The sequence below is a fragment of the Pseudomonas sp. SC3(2021) genome, from assembly GCF_019856535.1.
Lineage (GTDB): Bacteria > Pseudomonadota > Gammaproteobacteria > Pseudomonadales > Pseudomonadaceae > Aquipseudomonas > Aquipseudomonas monsensis.
Genome location: NZ_CP082236.1, coordinates 2,328,819 through 2,348,011, shown reverse-complemented (window position 1 = coordinate 2,348,011; position 19,193 = coordinate 2,328,819). Strand labels below are relative to the sequence as shown.

Genomic DNA, 19,193 nt, shown 5'->3' with positions numbered 1-19,193 from the left:
GATGGCGCGCATTGTATACCTCAAGTTTCCGCGCGCGCACCGTGACCACGATGATTGGGTTATGCCATGAGCGAGACCGATCGCGACTCAGTACGCCGCGCGGTAGATCTTTTCGATGTCCGCAGCGCTGAGCCTGCGCGGGTTGTTGCGCATCAAACGCTCGATCCCTGCGGCTTCCACTGCCATCGCCGGGATCGCGTCTTCGGGCACACCGAAACTGCGCAGGCCCGGCGGAATATCTACCGCCGCACACAAATCGGTCATGGCCTGCACGGCTTTATCCGCCGCCTCCGTGGCGCTCAGATGAGCCGTCTTCACCCCCATGGCTTCGGCGATATCCTGCATGCGTTCGACGCAGGCCATCTTGTTCCAGGTCATGACGTACGGCAGCAGCAAGGCGTTACTCACGCCATGGGCGATGTTGAAGCGACCGCCCAGTGGATACGCCAACGCATGCACCGCGCCGACCCCGGCATTGCCGAACGCCATGCCGGCCATCAGGCTGGCGGTGGCCATGTCTTCGCGGGCCTGCAGATTGGCGCCATTGGCGTAGGCCTTGGGCAGCGCCCGGGCGATCAGTTTGATTGCGCCGATGGCCAGCGAGTCGGTAATCGGCGAGGCGTTGACCGACAGATAGGATTCGATGGCATGCACCAACGCATCGACTCCACTGGCGGCAGTGACACTGCGCGGACAGGTCAGGGTCATTTGCGGGCTGACCAGCGCGACGTCTGGCAACAGGTAGTCGCTGACGATGCCTTTCTTCAGTTGCGCGACCTTGTCGGAAAGAATCGCCACGTTGGTCACTTCCGAACCGGTGCCGGCGGTGGTCGGGATGGCGATCAGCGGCGGGCCTTTGCGCGGCACCTGCTCGACGCCGAACAGATCTTCCAGCGCGCCGTGGTAACCGGCATACGCCGCGACGCTTTTGGCGATGTCGATGGCACTACCGCCACCGAGGCCGATCAAGCCGTCATGTCCGCCCTCGCGGTAAACGCGCATGCAGTCTTCGACGATGGCAATTTCCGGGTCCGGTAGCACTCGGTCGAAAATCTCGTATTCGCGCCCACCCAATTGGCACAGCGCCAGCTCCACGGTGCCGGATTTGACCAGTGCGGCGTCGGTGACGATCAGCGGGTTGTCGATATCCAGGCGCGTGAGTTCCGCCGCCAGTTGCTCGATGGCCGCAGCGCCGGTGATCAGTTTGTGAGCGATTTTGAACTGGGACAGACTCATCGTGCGCAGCCTCTTATAGGTGTGGGAGCTGAGCACAAGCGTAGTCGAGGGTTTGGGGTTGTCTGGTATTCAGGTGGTGAATGAGCCATCGAGGGCCAGAGCAAGAACCCTCACCCTAGCCCTCTCCCAGAGGGAGAGGGGACTGACCGAGCCGTTCTCTCGGAGTACATCGACGCGCGATACCGGTCGAACACAAGTTTTGAAGACCATGAAGATCTGCTCCCATTCCCCCTCGCCCCCTGGGGGGAGAGGGCTGGGGTCAGGGGGTAAGCCTTTGATCTGGCCCTTAAACCTGAGCAGTACGCAGTTTCTCGCTGCGCCCACGCAGCCATTCCAGGGTCAGCAGCAGAATCACCGAGAAGGCGATCAGCAACGTAGCGGCGGCAGCGATAGTCGGACTGAGGTTCTCGCGGATCCCGCTGAACATTTGCCGTGGCAAGGTCGCTTGCTCCGGGCCGGCGAGGAACAGCGTCACCACCACCTCATCGAACGACGTCGCGAAGGCGAACAGCGCCCCGGAAATGACCCCCGGCGCAATCAGCGGCAAGGTCACCCGGCGGAACGTGGTCAGTGGCGAAGCGCCGAGGCTGGCCGCCGCCCGTACAAGGTTATGGTTGAAACCCTGCAACGTCGCCGACACGGTGATGATCACGAATGGCACACCGAGCACCGCGTGCACCACGATCAGCGAGAAGAAACTGTTACCCAAGCCCAGCGGTGCGAAAAACAGATAACTCGCCACACCGATGATCACCACTGGCACCACCATCGGCGAAATCACCAGCGCCATCACCAGCGCTTTGCCGGGGAAGTCACCGCGAGTGAGACCGATTGCCGCCAGCGTGCCAAAGATCATCGCCAGCACCGTCGCTGCCGGGGCGACGATGATGCTGTTCTTCAGCGCGCGCATCCATTCCGCCGAGGCGAAGAAGTCGTGGTACCACTGCAGCGAGAAGCCCTGCAGCGGATAGACCAGAAAACTCCCCGAGTTGAACGACAGCGGCACGATCACCAGCACCGGCAGAATCAGGAACAACAGGATCAGGCCGCAGAGAATCCGCAAGCTGTAGAACCACACCCGTTCGATGGGCGACATGTAAGGACTCAGCATTTCAAATTCCCCTTAGCTCAGGCGCAGGCGACTGGCGCCCACCAGCCAGCTGTAGATCAGATAAAGCACCACGGTTGCCAGCAGCAGCAAGCCGCCCAACGCCGTGGCCATGCCCCAGTTGATGCTGGTGTTGGTGTAGAACGCGACGAAGTAGCTGACCATTTGATCGTTCGGGCTGCCGAGCAGCGCCGGGGTGATGTAGTAGCCGATGGCGAGGATGAACACCAACAGGCAACCGGCGCCGACGCCAGCGTAGGTCTGCGGGAAGTACACCCGCCAGAAACTGGCGAACGGATGGCAGCCCAGCGAAATCGCGGCACGCATGTAAGTCGGTGAGATGCCTTTCATCACGCTGTAGATCGGCAGGATCATGAACGGCAGCAGGATGTGCACCATCGAGATGTAGACCCCGGTGCGGTTGAACACCAGCTCCAGCGGCTTATCAATGATGCCCATTGCCATCAGCGCGCTGTTGATCAGCCCGCCCGATTGCAGCAACACGATCCACGCCGCGACTCGCACCAGAATCGAGGTCCAGAACGGCAGCAGCACCAGAATCATCAGCAGGTTGCTCTGGCGCGATGGCAGGTTGGCCAGCAGATAAGCCAGTGGATAGGCGAGCAGCAAGCAGATCACAGTGATCACCAGGCCCATCCAGAACGTGCGGGCGAAGATGTCGAGGTAGATCGCCTGATCCGGGGTGGCCGGGGCCAGTTCGCCGAGGTCGTCGATGCGGTGATCGACCGCCGCCAGCAGGTAATACGGGGTGATGCTGCTGGTGTTGCGCTTGACCGCTTGCCAGTAGGCCGGATCGCCCCAGCGCTCGTCGAGGCCTTCAAGTGCTTCTTTATAAGAGGCCGGTTCGCTGGCAAAGGGCAGCGCACGGGCGGTTTTGGTCAGCAGGCTGCGATAGCCGGCCAATTCCATGTTCAAGCGCTTGGACAAATCGCCCAGCGTCTGGTTTTTCCGGGCTTCGGCGAGGTCTTCGCCAGCGGCTTTGTACACCGGCTCAGCGGGCAGGCCGCGGCCGTCCCAACTGGCGATGGCCGCCACGGTGCGCGGCATGCCGCCGACCACTTCCGGGTTGCCGACGCTTTTGTAGAGCAGCGCCACGATCGGCACCAAGAACACCAGCAACAGAAACAGCACCAGCGGCGCAATCAACGCCTGGGCCTTCCAGCGGTTGACTCGCTCGGCGCGCTTGAGCTTCTGCTTCAAGGTGGGGCTGGTGCCCTCGTTCAGGGGAACGGCGATGGCCATGACGTACTCCGCAAATCTTTGATCGTTACAGAGGTGGCGAACCACCTCGATCGATTGATGCACACAGATCCAAATGTGGGAGCGAGCTTGCTTGCGAAGGCGGCGCATCAGTCGACATCAATGTTGAATGTACTGGCGCTTTCGCGAGCAAGCTCGCTCCCACAGGAGAGCGAGCCCTCGGTTATTTCGCAGCCCAGGAATTGAAGCGCTGTTCCAGTTGCTCGCCGTTGTCAGCCCAGAAGCTGACGTCGATCTGCACCTGGTTGGCGATGTTTTCCGGAGTGGTCGGCATGTCTTTCAGGACATCCTTGGCCAGTAGCGGCACGGCTTGGGTGTTGGCCGGGCCATAGGCGATGTTTTCCGAGTAGGTCTTCTGCTGTTGCGGCTGGACCGAGAAGGCGATGAACTTCTTCGCGGCTTCCGCGCGTTTGGCGTCCAGACCTTTCGGGATGGCCCACGCGTCGAAGTCGTAGATGCCGCCGTTCCACACCACTTTCAGGTTGGATTCCTTCTGCACCGCAGCGATACGACCGTTGTAGGCCGAGCTCATGACCACGTCACCGGAAGCGAGGTACTGCGGCGGTTGCGCGCCGGCTTCCCACCACTGGATGCTCGGCTTCAGTTCATCGAGCTTCTTGAACGCACGGTCCTGACCATCCTTGCCGGCCAGCACTTTGTAGACGTCTTTCGGCGCTACGCCATCGGCCATCAGTGCGAACTCGAGGGTGTACTTGGCGCCTTTGCGCAGGCCACGCTTGCCCGGGAATTTCTTGGTGTCCCAGAAATCGGCCCAACTGGTCGGTGCGGTTTTCAGCTTGTCGGCGTTGTACGCAAGGACGGTCGACCAGACGAAGAAGCCCACGCCGCACGGCTGGATAGCGCCTTTGACGTAGTCTTCGGATTTGCCGAACAGCGCAGGGTCGAGTTGCTCGAACATGTCTTCGTCACAGCCACGGGACAGTTCCGGCGATTCAACTTCGACCAGATCCCACGACACACTCTTGGTATCGACCATGGCTTTGACCTTGGCCATTTCGCCGTTGTACTCGCCGGCGACGATCTTGCCATGGCCCGCCGCTTCCCACGGTGCGTAGAAGGCTTTGACTTGCGCGGCCTTGTTCGCCCCGCCAAACGACACCACGGTCAAATCCGGGCCAGCCGCCATCGCGCTGGCCGCACCCATCAGGCCCAGGGTCAGGGCGGTGAACTTCAGGGATCTCAACATTTATTGTTCTCTCCACGTGCAGGGTTGGTGTTGGTATTGCCGGGGCGATCAGTTCGCCTCTAGAAGAGGATCAAGCGCGCGCACGTGCTCGATCTGCCAGCCAAGCGGAACCACGTCCCCGACCGCGAGCGCTGGATCGAGCTCGGCAATCGGTTGTTTCACGAAGAAGTCGGTCTTGCCGCAGACTTCCAGGCGCACCCGGACGTGGTCGCCCAGATAGATGAATTCCGCCACCCTCCCTGAGAAGCGGTTGACACATTGATCGCTCGAGCCGTTGAGGCTGACGCGCTCCGGACGGATCGACAGGGTCACCGGTTCGCCGGTCTGGCCGACGTTGACCGCCAGTGCCTCGACCTTCTCGCCACGGCCCAGCTCGACCACGCAGCGCTCGCCGCTCTGGCTGAGCAGGCGACCGTTGAGGCGGTTGTTCTCGCCGATGAAGTTGGCGACGAAGGTATTTTTCGGCTCTTCGTAGAGGGTGCGCGGCGGAGCGATCTGCTGGATTTCGCCCTGGTGGAAGACCGCCACGCGATCGGACATGGTCAGCGCTTCACCCTGGTCGTGGGTCACGTAGACCACGGTCACGCCGAGGCGCTGATGCAGGTGCTTGATCTCCATCTGCATATGTTCGCGCAGCTGTTTGTCGAGTGCGCCCAGCGGTTCGTCCATCAACACCAGTTGCGGTTCGAACACCAGCGCCCGAGCCAGTGCTACCCGCTGCTGCTGACCACCGGACAGTTGCGCCGGGTAGCGCGAGGCGAAAGCGTCGAGCTGGACCATGCTGAGGACTTTCTTCACCTTGTCACTGACGTCGCTCTTGTTCAGGCCGCGCACGGTCAGCGGGAAGGCGAGGTTTTCCGCCACGGTCATGTGCGGGAACAGCGCGTAGTTCTGAAACACCATGCCGATGTCGCGCTTGTGCGGTGGCACGTTGTTGATTGCGCGCCCGGCCAGCAGGATTTCTCCGGCGGTCGGTGTTTCGAAGCCGGCGAGCATCATCAGGCTGGTGGTCTTGCCCGAACCGGACGGCCCGAGCAGGGTCAGGAACTCGCCTTTGCGAATGTCCAGGTTGAGGTCTTTGACGATCAGGTTCTCGCCGTCGTAGCTCTTCTGCACTCCACGAAAGCTGACCAGCACATCACTGGCCCCTGCGTTTGAATCGACCTGGCTCATACCCACACCTTTGTTGTTGATGACTGCTTGTGGGTTAAGCCTAGTGGCTGCTGACAGGCGCGCAAATCGGGGCGCAGGAGAGAATCGCCTCAGCCGGATGGAAGGTTGGGGGTAGGGATTGCCCTACAAGGATGGCGCTAATGGATAAGACAGTGGCGAGGGTTGAGCTGCAAGCTGCAAGAACAAGCAAAAGCGCGTGTCGCTAACAGATATGCCCAATCTCGCAGGATCGATGAAGAAACCTGTGGGAGCGAGCTTGCTCGCGAAAGCGGTGGGTCATTCAACTCATTCTGTGACTGATACACCGCATTCGCGAGCAAGCTCGCTCTCACAGGTTTGATCGCGGTGACAGTTAGAGGAGCTTGTGTTCCATCGCGTATTTGACCAGCTCGGCCAGTGAGGTGATGTTGAGCTTCTGCATCAGCCGCGCCTTGTGGGTGCTGATGGTTTTGCTGCTCAGGGCCAGTTGCTGGGCGATGTCATTGACATTGGCGCCCTGGGCCAGGCGTTCGAACACCGAGAATTCGCGCTCGGACAATAGCGAGTGCAATGGCCGCGTATCGGTCAGGCCGACTTCAAAGACCATGCGATCGGCCAGTTCCGGATCAATGTAGCGGCCGCCCGCCGCCACTTTGCGGATGGCGGTCAGCAACAGGGCCGGATCACTGTCCTTGGTTGCATACCCGGCCGCACCGATCTTGAGGGCACGGGCGGCCATCTGCGCTTCATCGTGCATCGACAGCACCAGAATGGCGGGCGGGTTGTTCAGCGCGCGAATCCGCGGAATCGCTTCCAGGCCATTGACCCCGGGCATGGAGATATCCAGCAACACCACCTCGCACGGCACACTGCGCAGGGTTTCCAGCAACTGCTCGCCATTACTCGCCTCCCCCACCACTTGCAGATCCTTGGCCAGGCCGATCAATTGCTTGATGCCTTCGCGGACGATGGTGTGGTCTTCGGCTACCAGTACACGGATCAAGTTTTTTCTCCAGATTTCAGGCACACACCAAACCCTGTGGGCGCGAGCCTGCTCGCGATAGCGTCAGCGCAAACACCACACACCTTCAAACCTCACTCACCGGCACCCACACAGTCAGGCTGGTGCCCTCCCCCGGCTCACTCTCCAGCACTAGCCGCCCGCCCATGATCAGCACCCGCTCGCGCATGCCCACCAGCCCGAACGAAGTCGGCCGACCGGTAGCGGCGACGAATCCTACGCCATCATCGCTGACGGTCAGACGCAATTCATCGCCTTCCAGCGCCAGCGTCAGTTCCACAGTATGCGCCTGGGCATGCCGCATCACATTGGTCAGTGCCTCCTGCAGAATCCGGAACAGCCCGATCGCCTTGGCATCGCTGAGCGCCGGCAGATTGTCCGGCACCTGCACCAGACACGGAATCTGCGTGCGCGCCTCGAAGCGCCGCGCCTGCCATTCAATCGCCGAGGCAATCCCGGCATCGAGAATCGGTGGGCGCAGCGCCGTCGCCACATCCCGCACCAACTGGAACAACTGGGCGATCAGGCGCTTCATGCTGTTCAGCCGTTCGTTCAGACCAGGATCGAGCTGCGCGTAGGCCAATTCGCACATCGACGTTTCCAGTTTCAGCACCGTGAGCATTTGCCCCAGCTCATCGTGCACCTCCCGGGCAATGCGCGCCTTCTCTTCTTCACGCACGCTCTCAAGGTGCGCCGACAGTTCGCGCAATTGCTCGCGGGAGGCGGCCAGTTCCAGTTCGATGCGCTTGCTTTCGGTGATGTCCCAGACGATGCCGTCCCAGACATAAGCGCCGTCCTCCAGTTGCCGGGTGATCGCCTTGATCTCGGCCCAGCGCTGCTGGCCCTGACGCGTGAGGATGCGGCCCTGCCACGACCAGTCGCTGTCGGTGTCCAGCGCCTGATCCTGGGTCCGGTGGTAACTGGCTTTATCGTCCGGGTGCACCAGGCTGCGCAAGCCCATGTCGCGATGGGCGATGGTGGCCGGCGCGTAACCGACCAGGCTTTCACTGCCCTCGCTGATGTAGGCAAAGTCGATCTGCCCGGTCACCGGTGCCCGCTCCAGGCGGAACACCAGACCCGGGACGTTGGCGGCAATGCCTTGCAGGCGCGCCTCGCTTTCCTGCAACGCGGCGAGTGCGCGGCGGCGCTCGGTGACGTCGGTGAGATAAACCACCAGGTATTCGCTGTCGCGAAAGCGCAGAAAACTCAGTGACACGTCCGCCGGCAGGATGCCGCCATCGGCGCGCACGCAGCTGGTTTCAAAGCTCAGCGGCCCTTCTTCACTGGCCCGCGCGCGCTTCCACAGGTTGAGCCATCGGTCCATGTGCAGGCCCGGCTCGAAGTCGATCAGCGGTCGCTCGATCAGACCGCCGACGGGATAACCAAGCATGACTTCCGCCGCCCGGTTGGCGTAGCGCACATGGCTGTCCCAGTTGACCCAGAGAATGCCGACCGTGCTTTGATCAATGGAAAACTGCGTGAGCCGCAGCGCTTCTTCGCTGGCCGCGCGCAGGGCGATGTCTTCCCGTGCGGCGAGCAAGCGCTGCTCGAGGCTGTGCTGCTGGCGCCGTTGCCAGAACACGATCGCCACGCAGCTGAGCAACATGACCGCGAACAACAGACTGAGGTTCTGCCAGAACCCCGGTGACTCCGACAGTCGCGGGTACTTGGGTTGCAACCATTGGCTGTGCAGGCGCTCCAGATCCTTGGCCGGGATCGCGCGCAAGGCACTCTGGACGATACCGGCCAGCTCCGGCCAGTCACGACGCGTACCGACCCGCAGCAATTGCGGCAGGCCAATGTCACCGACCACTACCAGCTCGGCGAACTCTGGCTCGGCTGACAGCCGCCCGAGCTGCGCCTCATCGACCACCGCGTAGGACGCCTGCTGACTCAACAGTAGCTGCAACGCCTGACGTTCCAGCGGCACGCCTTGCAGATTCAGATGGGGATAGGTGCCGCGCAAATAATCCGCGGTGGTACTGGGCATGCGCACCGCGACACGGGTCTGGCTGTCGAGTTTCTCCAGATCCACCACACCGCTGGCCTTCTGATCACTGACTACCAGTTGCGGCACGCGCATATACGGGTCGGAAAACTGCCACAGGCGCAGCGCACTCGGGGTCTGGCTCAGGCCCGGGGCGACGTCGATTTCGCCTTCGCGCAAGGCGCTCTCCAGTCGTCCCAGATCGGGAAAATTGCGCCAGCTCAATTCGACATTAAGGGCTTGGGCCAGCCACTTCATCAACTCGACGTTGGCCCCGGAGAGCTTCTGCAAACGCCGGTCGTATTGCGCGTACGGCGCCTGCAGCACCAGCCCGACCCGCAATTCATTATGTTGTGCCAGCCACTGCTGCTGACTCGCGGACAATTGCGCAACGTGCGCCGGGGACGCAGGCGCCGCCCAGCCCATCAAGGGAAACCACAAACAGCCGATAACCCACAGGCAGCAAAATCGCTTCATTGAAGTCTCGTACACTGACAAATTCTGACCAACCCATTAGGCTGCCGGGATACTTTCTGGCCTGGAATAACCGATGCCCTCTGTTTACCGCCTGGCAATGCCAGCATTGTGCCTGTCGCTGATCCTGCCTTGTGCGTTTTCCGTCAACGCCGCCGACCCTGCTCCAGCGGCCGAGAAACCGGCCGAAGAAAAACCGGTCGAACGCCAGCCACTGCTTGAGCGTAGTCAGGAAGAGGCCGCCGCACTGGAACGTCAAGTGCCGGCGCAGGAACAGCAACAATTACAGGCCGGCAGCGACACCTTTCTGGCCCTGTGGAAACCGGCCAACACCGCCGATCCCAAAGGTGCGGTGATTATCATCCCCGGCGCTGGCGAAACAGCTGACTGGCCGCAAGCAATCGGCCCGTTGCGGCAGAAATTGCCGGACGCGCAGTGGAGCAGCCTGAGTATCACGCTGCCCGACCTGCAAAGCGATGCCATTGCACCGCGCGTCGTCGAAACACCGGTGACGCCGAAAGCCGCGGAGTCCGGCAGCAAGGACTCGACCACCGCGCAACCCATCGAACAGGCTGCCGGCGGCGAAGCGGACGTGGCCGATCAGGTGGTCGCCGAAACGACTGAAGAACACTCCAAGGCGGACGCCGAACGAATCTTCGCGCGTATCGACGCGGCGATTGCCTACGCCGAACAGCAAAGTGTCCGCAGTATTGTCGTACTCGGTCACGGTACCGGCGCCTATTGGGCCGCCCGTTACCTGAGCGAAAAACAAACGGCGCAGGTGGAGAAATTCATCATGATCGACGCGCAGGCACCGACCAAGGCCAAGCCACAACTGGTGGAACTGACGCCTGCCTTGAAACTGCCGACGGCGGACATTTTCTACATGGACAAGCCACTGGATCGTCACGCGGCGCTGCAGCGCATGCAGGCGAGCAAGCGTTTGAAGACCTCGGCTTTCAGCCAGGTGGCGCTCAAGGCGCTGCCGGATAACAAGGCGGAGCAGGAGCAGTTGTTCCGGCGGGTGCGTGGCTGGTTGAATCCGCAGAACGTGGATTGACCGCAAAACCCAATAGCCCCCAATCGCGAGCAGGCTCGCTCCCACACTCGATCGCATTCCAACTGCAGAAACACGATCCAGTCCGGGAGCGAGCCTGCTCGCGAAGAGGCCCTCACAAACAGCAAACCGCTAACGCCTAGCGAAAGTCGCGCCGCTGACGAATCAACGTATAGGCATTGTGCAACTCGCGCGTCCTTTCGGTCGCCTCGTGCACCTGCGCCGGCGTCGCTCCGCTACCCGCCACTTTGTCCGGATGATGACGGCTGAGCAGACGCCGGTACGCCCGTTTGATCTGCGCCGGTTCGCTGGTCGCCGACACGCCCAGTAAACGCATCGCCTCCTGGTAGCTTACCGCCGCGCTGACAATTGGCCGCTTGCCCGGTTCGTAATCACTGGCCAGCGCCTGCACCTGATGCGTCGTCCAGCCCAGCCACTTGCCCCATTGCGCCAACAGTTCACGCTCGCTGACGCCGGCACGGCCATCGGCCCAGACCATCCGCCAACAGGCGCGCAATACACCTTCGGCCGCATGGGGCTGGCCGCCCAGGCGCCGTAGATAACCGCGCAGGTTATCGCTGCCGGACTTGCCACGGTTGAACGCCGCAATGGCCCGACGCGTGGCCGGCTCGCTCATTTCCAGGGCGCGCATTTCGTTGCGTGCCTGCTGGATATGGCCGTCGGTCACGCGCCCGTCGCTCTTGGCCAGACGCCCGAGCAACACGAACAACAATTCGTCGTTGCGCAGCATCGGTCGGCCGCCGAGCTTTTCCCGCAAGTGCCCCCAGCTCTGCAAATGCAGACGCCGATCCAGCGCCTGTCCCAGCAACGCCCCAAGCATGGCCCCCGGAATGCTGGCGATCGCAAAACCCGCTCCGGCTCCAATCAGAGTCCCTGGCCACAACATATCAGCGACTCGCTTCTATCAAGGTTTCGGCCTCAGCCAGACGCTCGTGCGTCCCGACATCCACCCAATGACCTTTCAGCCGCTCGCCGGTCACCTCGCCTGCCGCCATGGCTTTGCGCAACAGCGGTGCCAGTTTGAAGGCACCGTCGGCGCAGCCGTCGAACAGCTGCGGATGGAGGACAGCGATACCGCTATAGGTCAGCGTCGCGGCATCCGCCTGACCATCACTCACACGCCCATCGACCAGCGAGAAATCCCCGGCCGGGTGATGCGCCGGATTGTCCGCCAGGACCAGATGCGCCAGACCGGTGATCGGCTGATGCAGGACGCTGAAGTCGTAATCGGTCCAGATGTCGCCATTGACCACCAGGAACGCATCGTCGCCAAGCAACGGCAACGCACGGAAAATCCCGCCACCGGTTTCCAGCGGCTCGCCTTCCGGCGAGTACTGAATGCTCAGGCCAAATTGAGTGCCGTCCCCCAGGTAATCCTCGATCTGCTGACCGAGCCAGGCGTGATTGATCACGATTTCGTTGAAACCGGCGGCCGCCAGGGCACGCAGGTGATACTCGATCAACGGCACGCCACCGGCACGCACCAGCGGTTTCGGTGTGGTCAGGGTCAGCGGGCGCATACGCTCGCCTTTGCCTGCCGCCAGAATCATTGCCTTCATGCCGTTGCTCCACCTCGCAGGCGGGTAAACAGCGCTTGCAGCTCTGCCAGTTCAGGACGCCGGGCAATCACCGCTTCTATATAAGAGAAGAAGCGCGGCACGTCGGCCAGATAGCGCGGCTTGCCATCGCGGTGGCAGATGCGGGCGAAGATGCCGATGACTTTCAGGTGACGCTGCACGCCCATCAGGTCGCTGGCGCGCAGGAAATCTTGAAAATCCGGCTGCACCGGGATGTTCAGTGCAGCGGCTTGCTGCCAGTAGCTTTCCAGCCAGCCGCGTACGCGCTCTTCAGGCCAGCTGAGGAAGGCGTCCTTGAACAGGCAGGTCACGTCATAGGTCACCGGACCATAGACCGCATCCTGAAAATCCAGCACCCCCGGATTCGGTTCGCTGATCATCAGGTTGCGCGGCATGTAGTCGCGGTGCACCAACACCTTCGGTTGCGCCAGAGCGCTGTCAATCAGCAGATCACTGATGCGCTGCCACTGCTGCTGTTGAGTCGCATCGAACTCGATGCCCAGTTCACGCTTCACGTACCACTCCGGGAACAGTTCCAGCTCACGGCGCAGCAGCGCGACGTCATAGCTCGGCAGCGGTGCCACCATCGGCAATTGCTGAAAAGCCAACAGAGATTGCAGGGCATCGCTGAACAACGCGTCGGCATTTCCGCTGTCGATCACGTCGAGATAGGTCTTGTTGCCCAGGTCATTGAGCAAAAGAAATCCGCGTTCGAGGTCTTCGGCATAAATTTTCGGCACGTTTATGCCGGATTTCGCCAGCAAAAAGGCGATGTCCACGAACGGTTTGCAGTTTTCCTGGGGCGGCGGCGCGTCCATCACGACGAAGCTGCGACCCGCACCTTCCCAACGGAAATAGCGGCGGAAACTCGCGTCACTGCTGGCCGCAGTCAACGTGGCCGGGGGCACGGCGCCCCAGCCTTGATCTGCAAACAGGTTTTCCAGCTGTTCATCGAGCCAAACTTTCAGGTGTTGCAAGCGTACATCTTGGTCAGGCATTACAAGGGTCTCCGACGGCGCTAGCCGTCAAGCGGGTCATGCTTTATTATCCAGCATCTTTTTCAGACCATCGAGAGGCGTGCGGCCCACACCGCGGGCAGATGGCACGCAGGAAGCCCGGACTAATAAGATGGCATTGAAATCCCCCGCGTTTCGTAAAAAATTTCCGTTGTTGGTAACCGGCAGTCTGCTGGCTATGCAACCTCTGGCCAGTCAATTCGTTGTTGCCGCCGAGCAGTATGACTGCTCCGTCTCGGCTACGGGTGGCTGGGACTGTTCGCCCAAGACGCCGGCGGCTGCATTGCCACCGCGTCCGGTGCATGACGGCAGTGCCGTCAGCGCCACCGGCGAAGCCCCGGCCGAGAACGGTTCGGTTGCCGACACTGGCGCCAAACCGGTCCTCGTCACCGAAGCCAAGGGCCGTGGCCTGAAATCCCGTAGCGAAGACTTCAGTCACCTCGACTGGGTTCCGCGCGAGAAGCTCACCGCCGCCCAATTGGCCGAGACCGGACCTTACTGCTCTGGTGCCTATATCGAACCGATTCGTCCTGGCATGAATGACAAGACGAATAAAAGTGACGCCCCGACCTTTATCGGCGCGAAAGCCTCGCGCTATAACACCGATGATCAAGTCGGTACGCTGGCCGGCGATGTCGTCCTGCGTCAGGGCAGCATGCAGGTCGAGTCCGACGAGGCCAGCCTGTATCAGGCCGAAAGCCGCGCCGAACTCAATGGCGACGTGCGTATCCGTGACAACGGCGCGCTGATCGTCGGCGACCATGCCGATGTGCAGCTCGACACCGGTGAAGCCAAGGTCGACAACGCCGAATACGTGATGCACAAATCGCGCATCCGCGGTAACGCGCTGTACGCCAAGCGTGCCGAAAACGCGATCATCCGTTTGAAGGACGGCACGTACACCACGTGCGAACCGAACAGCAACGCGTGGCAGCTCAAGGGCAACAACATCACCCTGAACCCGGCCACCGGCTTCGGTACCGCGACCAACGTGACGCTGCGCGTAAAAGACATTCCGATTCTGTACACGCCGTACATCTACTTCCCGATCGACGATCGTCGCCAGTCGGGCTTCCTGCCGCCGACCATCGGCACCGGCAGCGATACCGGCTTCATGCTGGTGACCCCGTACTACTTCAACCTGGCGCCGAACTACGATGCCACGTTGTACCCGCGTTACATGGCCAAGCACGGGCTGTTGATGGAAGGCGAATTCCGCTACCTCACCAAGTCCAGCGAAGGTCAGTTCGGTGCGGCGTACCTCAACGACGAGAGCAGCGATCGCGACTTGCAGACCGACTCCAAGAGCACGCGCTACATGTACAACTGGCAACACAAGGGTGGACTCGACTCCCGCGTGCTGACCACGGTTGACTACACCAAGATCAGTGATCCGTATTACTTCCAGGATCTGCAAACCGATCAGATCGGTGTAAAGAGCGCGGACTTCGTAAACCAGCAAGGGATGGTGACGTATCGCGGCGACAGCTACACCGCTGCCATCAACGCGCAGTCATACCAGCTGGCTACCGTCTCGGCCATCACGCCTTATGACCGCTTGCCACAGATTACTTTCATTGGCTCGCTGCCGTATCACCCGGGTGGCCTGGACTTCTCGTACAACACCGAGCTTGTACGGTTTGACCGCGACCTCAGAACCGGCAGGTACCTGGACGAGAACGGCGGGCCATTTGATCCGGCCACCGGCCTTTACGGCAAACCACGGCTCGATGAAAACGTAACCGGCCTGGCGCGCGCCAACGGCGACCGCTTGAACCTCGCGCCATCCGTAAGCCTGCCGTTGAACTGGAGTTACGGCTTCTTCAAACCGACACTCAAGTACCAGTACACCCAGTATCAACTGGATCTGGATGGCAGCGGCAAACAGGACATCATCGATCAAAAGAAAAACGCAGCAGCGTTCGGCACCCGATACGTCAGCGGCGATTTCAGCAGCAACCAGAATCGCGGCGTACCGATTGCGAGCATCGACAGCGGACTTTACTTCGACCGCGATACTTCCTATTTCGGCAAGAACTACCGCCAGACGCTGGAGCCGCGCCTGTTCTACCTCTATGTCCCAGAGGTCGACCAGGAAGACATTCCTGTGTTTGATACAAGCGAGACCACGTTCAACTACTCGTCGTTGTTCCGTGACAACCGCTTCACCGGCTCCGACCGTGTCGGTGACGAGAACAAACTGTCGTTGGGCGTGACCAGCCGCTGGATCGAAGATAACGGGTTCGAGCGTCAACGCGTCAGCGTGGGTCAGGCTTATTACTTCAAGGACCGCGAAGTTCAATTGCCGGGTATCGATCCGAAAACCCGTTCGGATGCGCAGTCCAATGTTTCGCCATACGCACTGGAGTACGAATACCGCTGGAACCGCGACTGGCGCACCACGGCCGACTACAACTGGGATCCGGACAGCCGCAGCCCTCGTTCGGGCAGCGCGATGTTCCATTACCAGCCTGAAGACAACCCGAACAAGGTTATCAACGCCGGTTATCGCTATCGCAACGACCAGGTTCGCTACGATCAGAACACCGGTAAATGGACTGTGGGCGGCGGCGACTACGGCACCCCGGGCCAGGCTGGTTACATCAAGGACTACTACAAGATCAAGCAGCATGACTTCTCGGTCATCTGGCCGATCGTTCCGCAGTGGAACGCGATCAGCCGCTGGCAGTACGACTACAACCGTAACCGTACCCTGGAAGCCTTTGGTGGTTTCGAGTACGACAACTGCTGCTGGAAACTGCGCCTGATCAACCGTTACTGGGTTTCCTACGACGAATTCAGTCAGGAAGCTCCGCAAAACGAAAAAGGCGACCATGGCGTCTTCCTCCAAATTGTTCTGAAGGGACTCGGCGGCCTGACTGGCGCCAAGGTAGAGAGCTTCCTCGACAAAGGCATTCAAGGTTATCGTGAACGTGAAGACCAAGCTTTCTGATTGTCTGCGCCCGCTGATGCTGGGCGCGCTGTTCCTGGGCACGGCGGCCAACGCCGCCGTGCAATCCATTGATAAAGTGGTCGCCATCGTCGATAACGACGTGGTCATGCAGAGCCAACTGGATCAACGCGTCCATGAAGTTCAACAGACCATCGCCAAGCGTGGCGGCGGTCTGCCGCCTCCGGGCGTGCTGGACCAGCAGGTGCTGGAGCGTCTGATCGTCGAAAACCTGCAACTGCAGATCGGCGAGCGTTCCGGTATCCGCATTACCGATGAAGAGCTGAATCAGGCTGTCGGCACCATTGCCCAGCGCAACAACATGACTGTGGAGCAATTCCGCGCAGCCTTGGCTCACGACGGTCTGAACTACGACGACGCCCGTGACCAGATCAAGCGCGAGATGATCATCAGCCGCGTGCGTCAACGCCGCGTGGCAGAGCGCATTCAGGTCTCCGAGCAGGAAGTGAAGAACTTCCTCGCTTCCGACCTCGGCAAGATGCAACTGTCCGAAGAACTGCACTTGGCCAACATCCTGATCCCGACCCCGGAAAGCGCCAACTCTGAAGCCATTCAGAGCGCTGCACGTCAGGCGATGGAGGTTTACCAGCAACTCAAGCAAGGCGCTGACTTCGGTCAGATGGCCGTTGCCAAGTCGGGCAGCGACAACGCGCTGGAAGGCGGCGACATGGGCTGGCGTAAAGCCGCGCAACTGCCACCGCCGTTCGACCGCGAGTTGAGCAGCATGGCCGTTGGCGACATCACCCAACCTGCACGTACTCCGGGTGGTTTCATCATCCTCAAGCTGCTGGCAAAACGCGGTGGCGAAGCGCAGATGCGTGATGAAGTGCATGTGCGCCATATCCTGGTCAAGCCAAGCCCGATCCGCGACGAAGTCAAGACCAAAGCCCTGGTGCAATCGCTGTACGAGCGCATCCTGGCCGGTGAAGATTTCGCTGAACTGGCGAAGAACTACTCCGAAGACCCGGGTTCCGCGCTCAACGGCGGCGACCTGAACTGGATCGACCCGAACGCACTGGTACCGGAATTCCGCGAAGTGATGGCCAAGACCCCGCAAGGTCAGCTGTCCAAGCCGTTCCAGACCCAGTACGGCTGGCACGTGCTGGAAGTCCTTGGCCGTCGCGCCACCGACAGCACCGAGCAGGCTCGCGAGCAACAGGCGATGACGGTTCTGCGTAACAAGAAGTACGACGAAGAGCTGCAAACCTGGCTGCGTCAGATCCGTGACGAAGCGTACGTAGAGATCAAACTCCCTGGTGCAGACCAGGCAGCGCAGTGAAACCCAAGCGTTTTGCGCTGACACCCGGCGAACCAGCCGGCATCGGTCCCGACCTGTGCCTGCTGCTCGCCTCGCAAGCCCAGCCACATCCCCTGATTGCCATTACCAGCCGCGACCTGCTCTCCGAGCGGGCCGCGCAACTGGGGCTGGTCGTCAATTTGCTGGACGTTGCGCCTGACCAGTGGCCGGATGTTCCTGCACCCGCCAACAGCCTTTACGTCTGGGATACTCCGCTCAGCGCCCCCGTGGTTGCCGGGCAACTGGACAAGGCCAACGCCGCTTTCGTTCTCGAAACCCTGACCCGCGCCGGCAACGGCTGCCTGAACGGCGACTTTGCGGGGATGATCACCGCTCCGGTGCACAAGGGTGTGATCAACGAGTCGGGCATCGCGTTCTCCGGGCACACGGAATTCCTCGCCGACCTGACCCACACCGCGCAGGTCGTGATGATGCTCGCCACCCGCGGTTTGCGTGTGGCACTGGTCACCACGCACCTGCCCCTGCGCGAGATTGCCGATGCGATCACGCCGCAGCGGCTGGAGCGAGTCACGCGGATCCTGCACAGCGACCTGCAAGAAAAATTCGGCATCGCCCGGCCACGCATCCTGGTCTGCGGGCTCAACCCGCACGCCGGCGAAGGCGGACACCTGGGCCATGAAGAAATCGACATCATCGAACCCACTCTGGAGCGCCTGCGCGGCGAGGGCATGGACCTTCGTGGCCCGCTGCCTGCCGACACTCTGTTTACCCCCAAATATCTGGAGCACTGCGACGCAGTGCTGGCGATGTACCACGACCAGGGCCTGCCCGTGCTGAAGTACAAAGGCTTCGGCGCCGCCGTCAACGTGACCCTTGGCTTGCCGATCATCCGTACATCGGTCGACCACGGCACCGCCCTGGATCTGGCCGGCAGCGGCAAGATCGACACCGGCAGCCTGCAGGTCGCCCTGGAAACCGCCTACCAGATGGCCGAGACCCGTTTATGACCGAGCAATACCAACACAAGGCGCGCAAACGCTTTGGCCAGAACTTCCTGCACGATGCCGGCGTCATCGACCGCATCCTGCGCTCCATCAGCGCCAAACCTGACGACCGCATGCTGGAAATCGGCCCGGGCCAGGGCGCACTGACGGCCGGCCTGCTCAGCTCCGGCGCGCAACTCGATGTGGTGGAACTGGACAAGGACCTGATTCCGATCCTCAACCAGCAGTTCGCCGGCAAGAGCAACTTCAACCTGCATCAGGGCGATGCGCTGAAGTTCGACTTCAATACGTTGAATGCCGCGCCGAACAGCCTGCGAGTGGTCGGCAACCTGCCGTACAACATCTCCACGCCGCTGATCTTTCACCTGCTGAACAACGCCGGCATCATTCGCGACATGCACTTCATGCTGCAGAAAGAAGTGGTCGAGCGTCTGGCGGCCGGCCCGGGTGGCGGTGACTGGGGTCGCCTGTCGATCATGGTTCAGTACCACTGCCGCGTGGAACACCTGTTCAACGTTGGTCCGGGCGCATTCAACCCGCCGCCGAAGGTCGACTCGGCCATTGTCCGCCTGGTGCCGCATACGGTACTGCCACACCCGGCCAAGGATCATCGCCTGCTGGAGCGCGTCGTCCGCGAAGCGTTCAACCAGCGTCGCAAGACCCTGCGCAACACCCTCAAGCAATTAATGACCGCTGCCGAGATCGAGGCCGCCGGTGTTGACGGCAGTCTACGCCCCGAGCAACTGGACCTGGCCGCATTCGTGCGCCTGGCCGACCAGCTCGCCGAACAGGTTCCGGCCTCTCCCGTCGCCGACTGACTGGC

At 61.3% G+C, this 19,193-nt stretch carries 15 protein-coding genes; 5 read left to right on the top strand and 10 right to left on the bottom strand.

Annotated features, from left to right (window positions below; genetic code table 11):
* Nucleotides 1-87 precede the first annotated feature (87 nt).
* The 7 genes from K5Y35_RS10350 to K5Y35_RS10320 form a co-directional block, all read right to left on the bottom strand.
* Nucleotides 88-1,236 carry an iron-containing alcohol dehydrogenase gene (locus K5Y35_RS10350; RefSeq protein WP_222834188.1) on the bottom strand — a complete coding sequence of 383 codons (1,149 nt, stop codon included), beginning with the start codon at nt 1,234-1,236 and terminating at the stop codon, nt 88-90.
* Nucleotides 1,237-1,522: 286 nt separating this feature from the next.
* Entirely contained in the window at nt 1,523-2,347 is an 825-nt protein-coding gene (locus K5Y35_RS10345) for an ABC transporter permease (RefSeq protein WP_123469242.1), read from the bottom strand.
* 12 nt (nt 2,348-2,359) lie between these two features.
* Nucleotides 2,360-3,607, bottom strand: coding sequence for an ABC transporter permease (locus K5Y35_RS10340; RefSeq protein ID WP_123469244.1), 1,248 nt, complete (start codon nt 3,605-3,607; stop codon nt 2,360-2,362).
* Nucleotides 3,608-3,788: 181 nt separating this feature from the next.
* Nucleotides 3,789-4,832: an ABC transporter substrate-binding protein gene (locus tag K5Y35_RS10335; RefSeq protein ID WP_128616097.1), complete on the bottom strand. Its 1,044-nt coding sequence runs from the start codon at nt 4,830-4,832 to the stop codon at nt 3,789-3,791.
* A 48-nt stretch (nt 4,833-4,880) separates the two neighbouring features.
* Entirely contained in the window at nt 4,881-6,005 is a 1,125-nt protein-coding gene (locus K5Y35_RS10330) for an ABC transporter ATP-binding protein (protein ID WP_123469248.1), read from the bottom strand.
* Between the two features lie 352 nt (nt 6,006-6,357).
* On the bottom strand, nt 6,358-6,987 hold the full coding sequence (locus tag K5Y35_RS10325; protein WP_123469250.1) for a response regulator transcription factor: 630 nt from the start codon (nt 6,985-6,987) through the stop codon (nt 6,358-6,360).
* 85 nt (nt 6,988-7,072) lie between these two features.
* Complete coding sequence (locus tag K5Y35_RS10320; protein ID WP_123469252.1) at nt 7,073-9,469, bottom strand: PAS domain S-box protein; 2,397 nt, start codon at nt 9,467-9,469, stop codon at nt 7,073-7,075.
* A 73-nt stretch (nt 9,470-9,542) separates the two neighbouring features.
* Between K5Y35_RS10320 and K5Y35_RS10315 the strand changes: the two genes are divergently transcribed.
* Nucleotides 9,543-10,526, top strand: coding sequence for an alpha/beta hydrolase family protein (locus K5Y35_RS10315; protein ID WP_222834187.1), 984 nt, complete (start codon nt 9,543-9,545; stop codon nt 10,524-10,526).
* 136 nt (nt 10,527-10,662) lie between these two features.
* Here K5Y35_RS10315 and K5Y35_RS10310 read toward each other — a convergent pair whose 3' ends face one another.
* From K5Y35_RS10310 to K5Y35_RS10300, 3 genes are read right to left on the bottom strand one after another with little or no spacing between them, the layout of a single operon-like run.
* Nucleotides 10,663-11,430 (bottom strand): TerB family tellurite resistance protein, encoded by a 768-nt coding sequence (locus K5Y35_RS10310; RefSeq protein WP_123469256.1) that lies wholly within the window; start codon nt 11,428-11,430, stop codon nt 10,663-10,665.
* 1 nt (nt 11,431) lies between these two features.
* Nucleotides 11,432-12,103: an N-acetylmuramate alpha-1-phosphate uridylyltransferase MurU gene (gene murU / locus K5Y35_RS10305; protein WP_222834186.1), complete on the bottom strand. Its 672-nt coding sequence runs from the start codon at nt 12,101-12,103 to the stop codon at nt 11,432-11,434.
* Complete coding sequence (locus tag K5Y35_RS10300; protein WP_222834185.1) at nt 12,100-13,119, bottom strand: aminoglycoside phosphotransferase family protein; 1,020 nt, start codon at nt 13,117-13,119, stop codon at nt 12,100-12,102. Before K5Y35_RS10300 ends, murU begins: the two co-directional genes overlap by 4 nt.
* Nucleotides 13,120-13,249: 130 nt before the next feature.
* Between K5Y35_RS10300 and K5Y35_RS10295 the strand changes: the two genes are divergently transcribed.
* The 4 genes from K5Y35_RS10295 to rsmA are packed head-to-tail and all read left to right on the top strand — an operon-like array spanning nt 13,250 to nt 19,188.
* The gene (locus tag K5Y35_RS10295) at nt 13,250-16,090 is read left to right on the top strand and encodes an LPS-assembly protein LptD (RefSeq protein ID WP_123469262.1); all 2,841 of its coding nucleotides are present in this window, start codon (nt 13,250-13,252) and stop codon (nt 16,088-16,090) included.
* Nucleotides 16,065-17,387, top strand: coding sequence for a peptidylprolyl isomerase SurA (gene surA, locus K5Y35_RS10290; protein ID WP_222834184.1), 1,323 nt, complete (start codon nt 16,065-16,067; stop codon nt 17,385-17,387). Before K5Y35_RS10295 ends, surA begins: the two co-directional genes overlap by 26 nt.
* Entirely contained in the window at nt 17,384-18,373 is a 990-nt protein-coding gene (gene pdxA, locus K5Y35_RS10285) for a 4-hydroxythreonine-4-phosphate dehydrogenase PdxA (RefSeq protein ID WP_123469264.1), read from the top strand. Before surA ends, pdxA begins: the two co-directional genes overlap by 4 nt.
* Nucleotides 18,370-19,188, top strand: coding sequence for a 16S rRNA (adenine(1518)-N(6)/adenine(1519)-N(6))-dimethyltransferase RsmA (rsmA, locus tag K5Y35_RS10280; RefSeq protein ID WP_123469266.1), 819 nt, complete (start codon nt 18,370-18,372; stop codon nt 19,186-19,188). The genes pdxA and rsmA overlap by 4 nt, the downstream gene beginning before the upstream one ends.
* The last annotated feature ends 5 nt before the right edge of the window (nt 19,189-19,193 follow it).

What these genes read in the sequence shown, in the direction of transcription:
- K5Y35_RS10350 (WP_222834188.1), bottom strand. Translation starts at nt 1,236, where the DNA reads ATGAGTCTGTCCCAGTTCAAAATCGCTCACAAACTGATCACCGGCGCT.
- K5Y35_RS10345 (WP_123469242.1), bottom strand. Translation starts at nt 2,347, where the DNA reads ATGCTGAGTCCTTACATGTCGCCCATCGAACGGGTGTGGTTCTACAGC.
- K5Y35_RS10340 (WP_123469244.1), bottom strand. Translation starts at nt 3,607, where the DNA reads ATGGCCATCGCCGTTCCCCTGAACGAGGGCACCAGCCCCACCTTGAAG.
- K5Y35_RS10335 (WP_128616097.1), bottom strand. Translation starts at nt 4,832, where the DNA reads ATGTTGAGATCCCTGAAGTTCACCGCCCTGACCCTGGGCCTGATGGGT.
- K5Y35_RS10330 (WP_123469248.1), bottom strand. Translation starts at nt 6,005, where the DNA reads ATGAGCCAGGTCGATTCAAACGCAGGGGCCAGTGATGTGCTGGTCAGC.
- K5Y35_RS10320 (WP_123469252.1), bottom strand. Translation starts at nt 9,469, where the DNA reads ATGAAGCGATTTTGCTGCCTGTGGGTTATCGGCTGTTTGTGGTTTCCC.
- K5Y35_RS10315 (WP_222834187.1), top strand. Translation starts at nt 9,543, where the DNA reads ATGCCCTCTGTTTACCGCCTGGCAATGCCAGCATTGTGCCTGTCGCTG.
- K5Y35_RS10310 (WP_123469256.1), bottom strand. Translation starts at nt 11,430, where the DNA reads ATGTTGTGGCCAGGGACTCTGATTGGAGCCGGAGCGGGTTTTGCGATC.
- murU (WP_222834186.1), bottom strand. Translation starts at nt 12,103, where the DNA reads ATGAAGGCAATGATTCTGGCGGCAGGCAAAGGCGAGCGTATGCGCCCG.
- K5Y35_RS10300 (WP_222834185.1), bottom strand. Translation starts at nt 13,119, where the DNA reads ATGCCTGACCAAGATGTACGCTTGCAACACCTGAAAGTTTGGCTCGAT.
- K5Y35_RS10295 (WP_123469262.1), top strand. Translation starts at nt 13,250, where the DNA reads ATGGCATTGAAATCCCCCGCGTTTCGTAAAAAATTTCCGTTGTTGGTA.
- rsmA (WP_123469266.1), top strand. Translation starts at nt 18,370, where the DNA reads ATGACCGAGCAATACCAACACAAGGCGCGCAAACGCTTTGGCCAGAAC.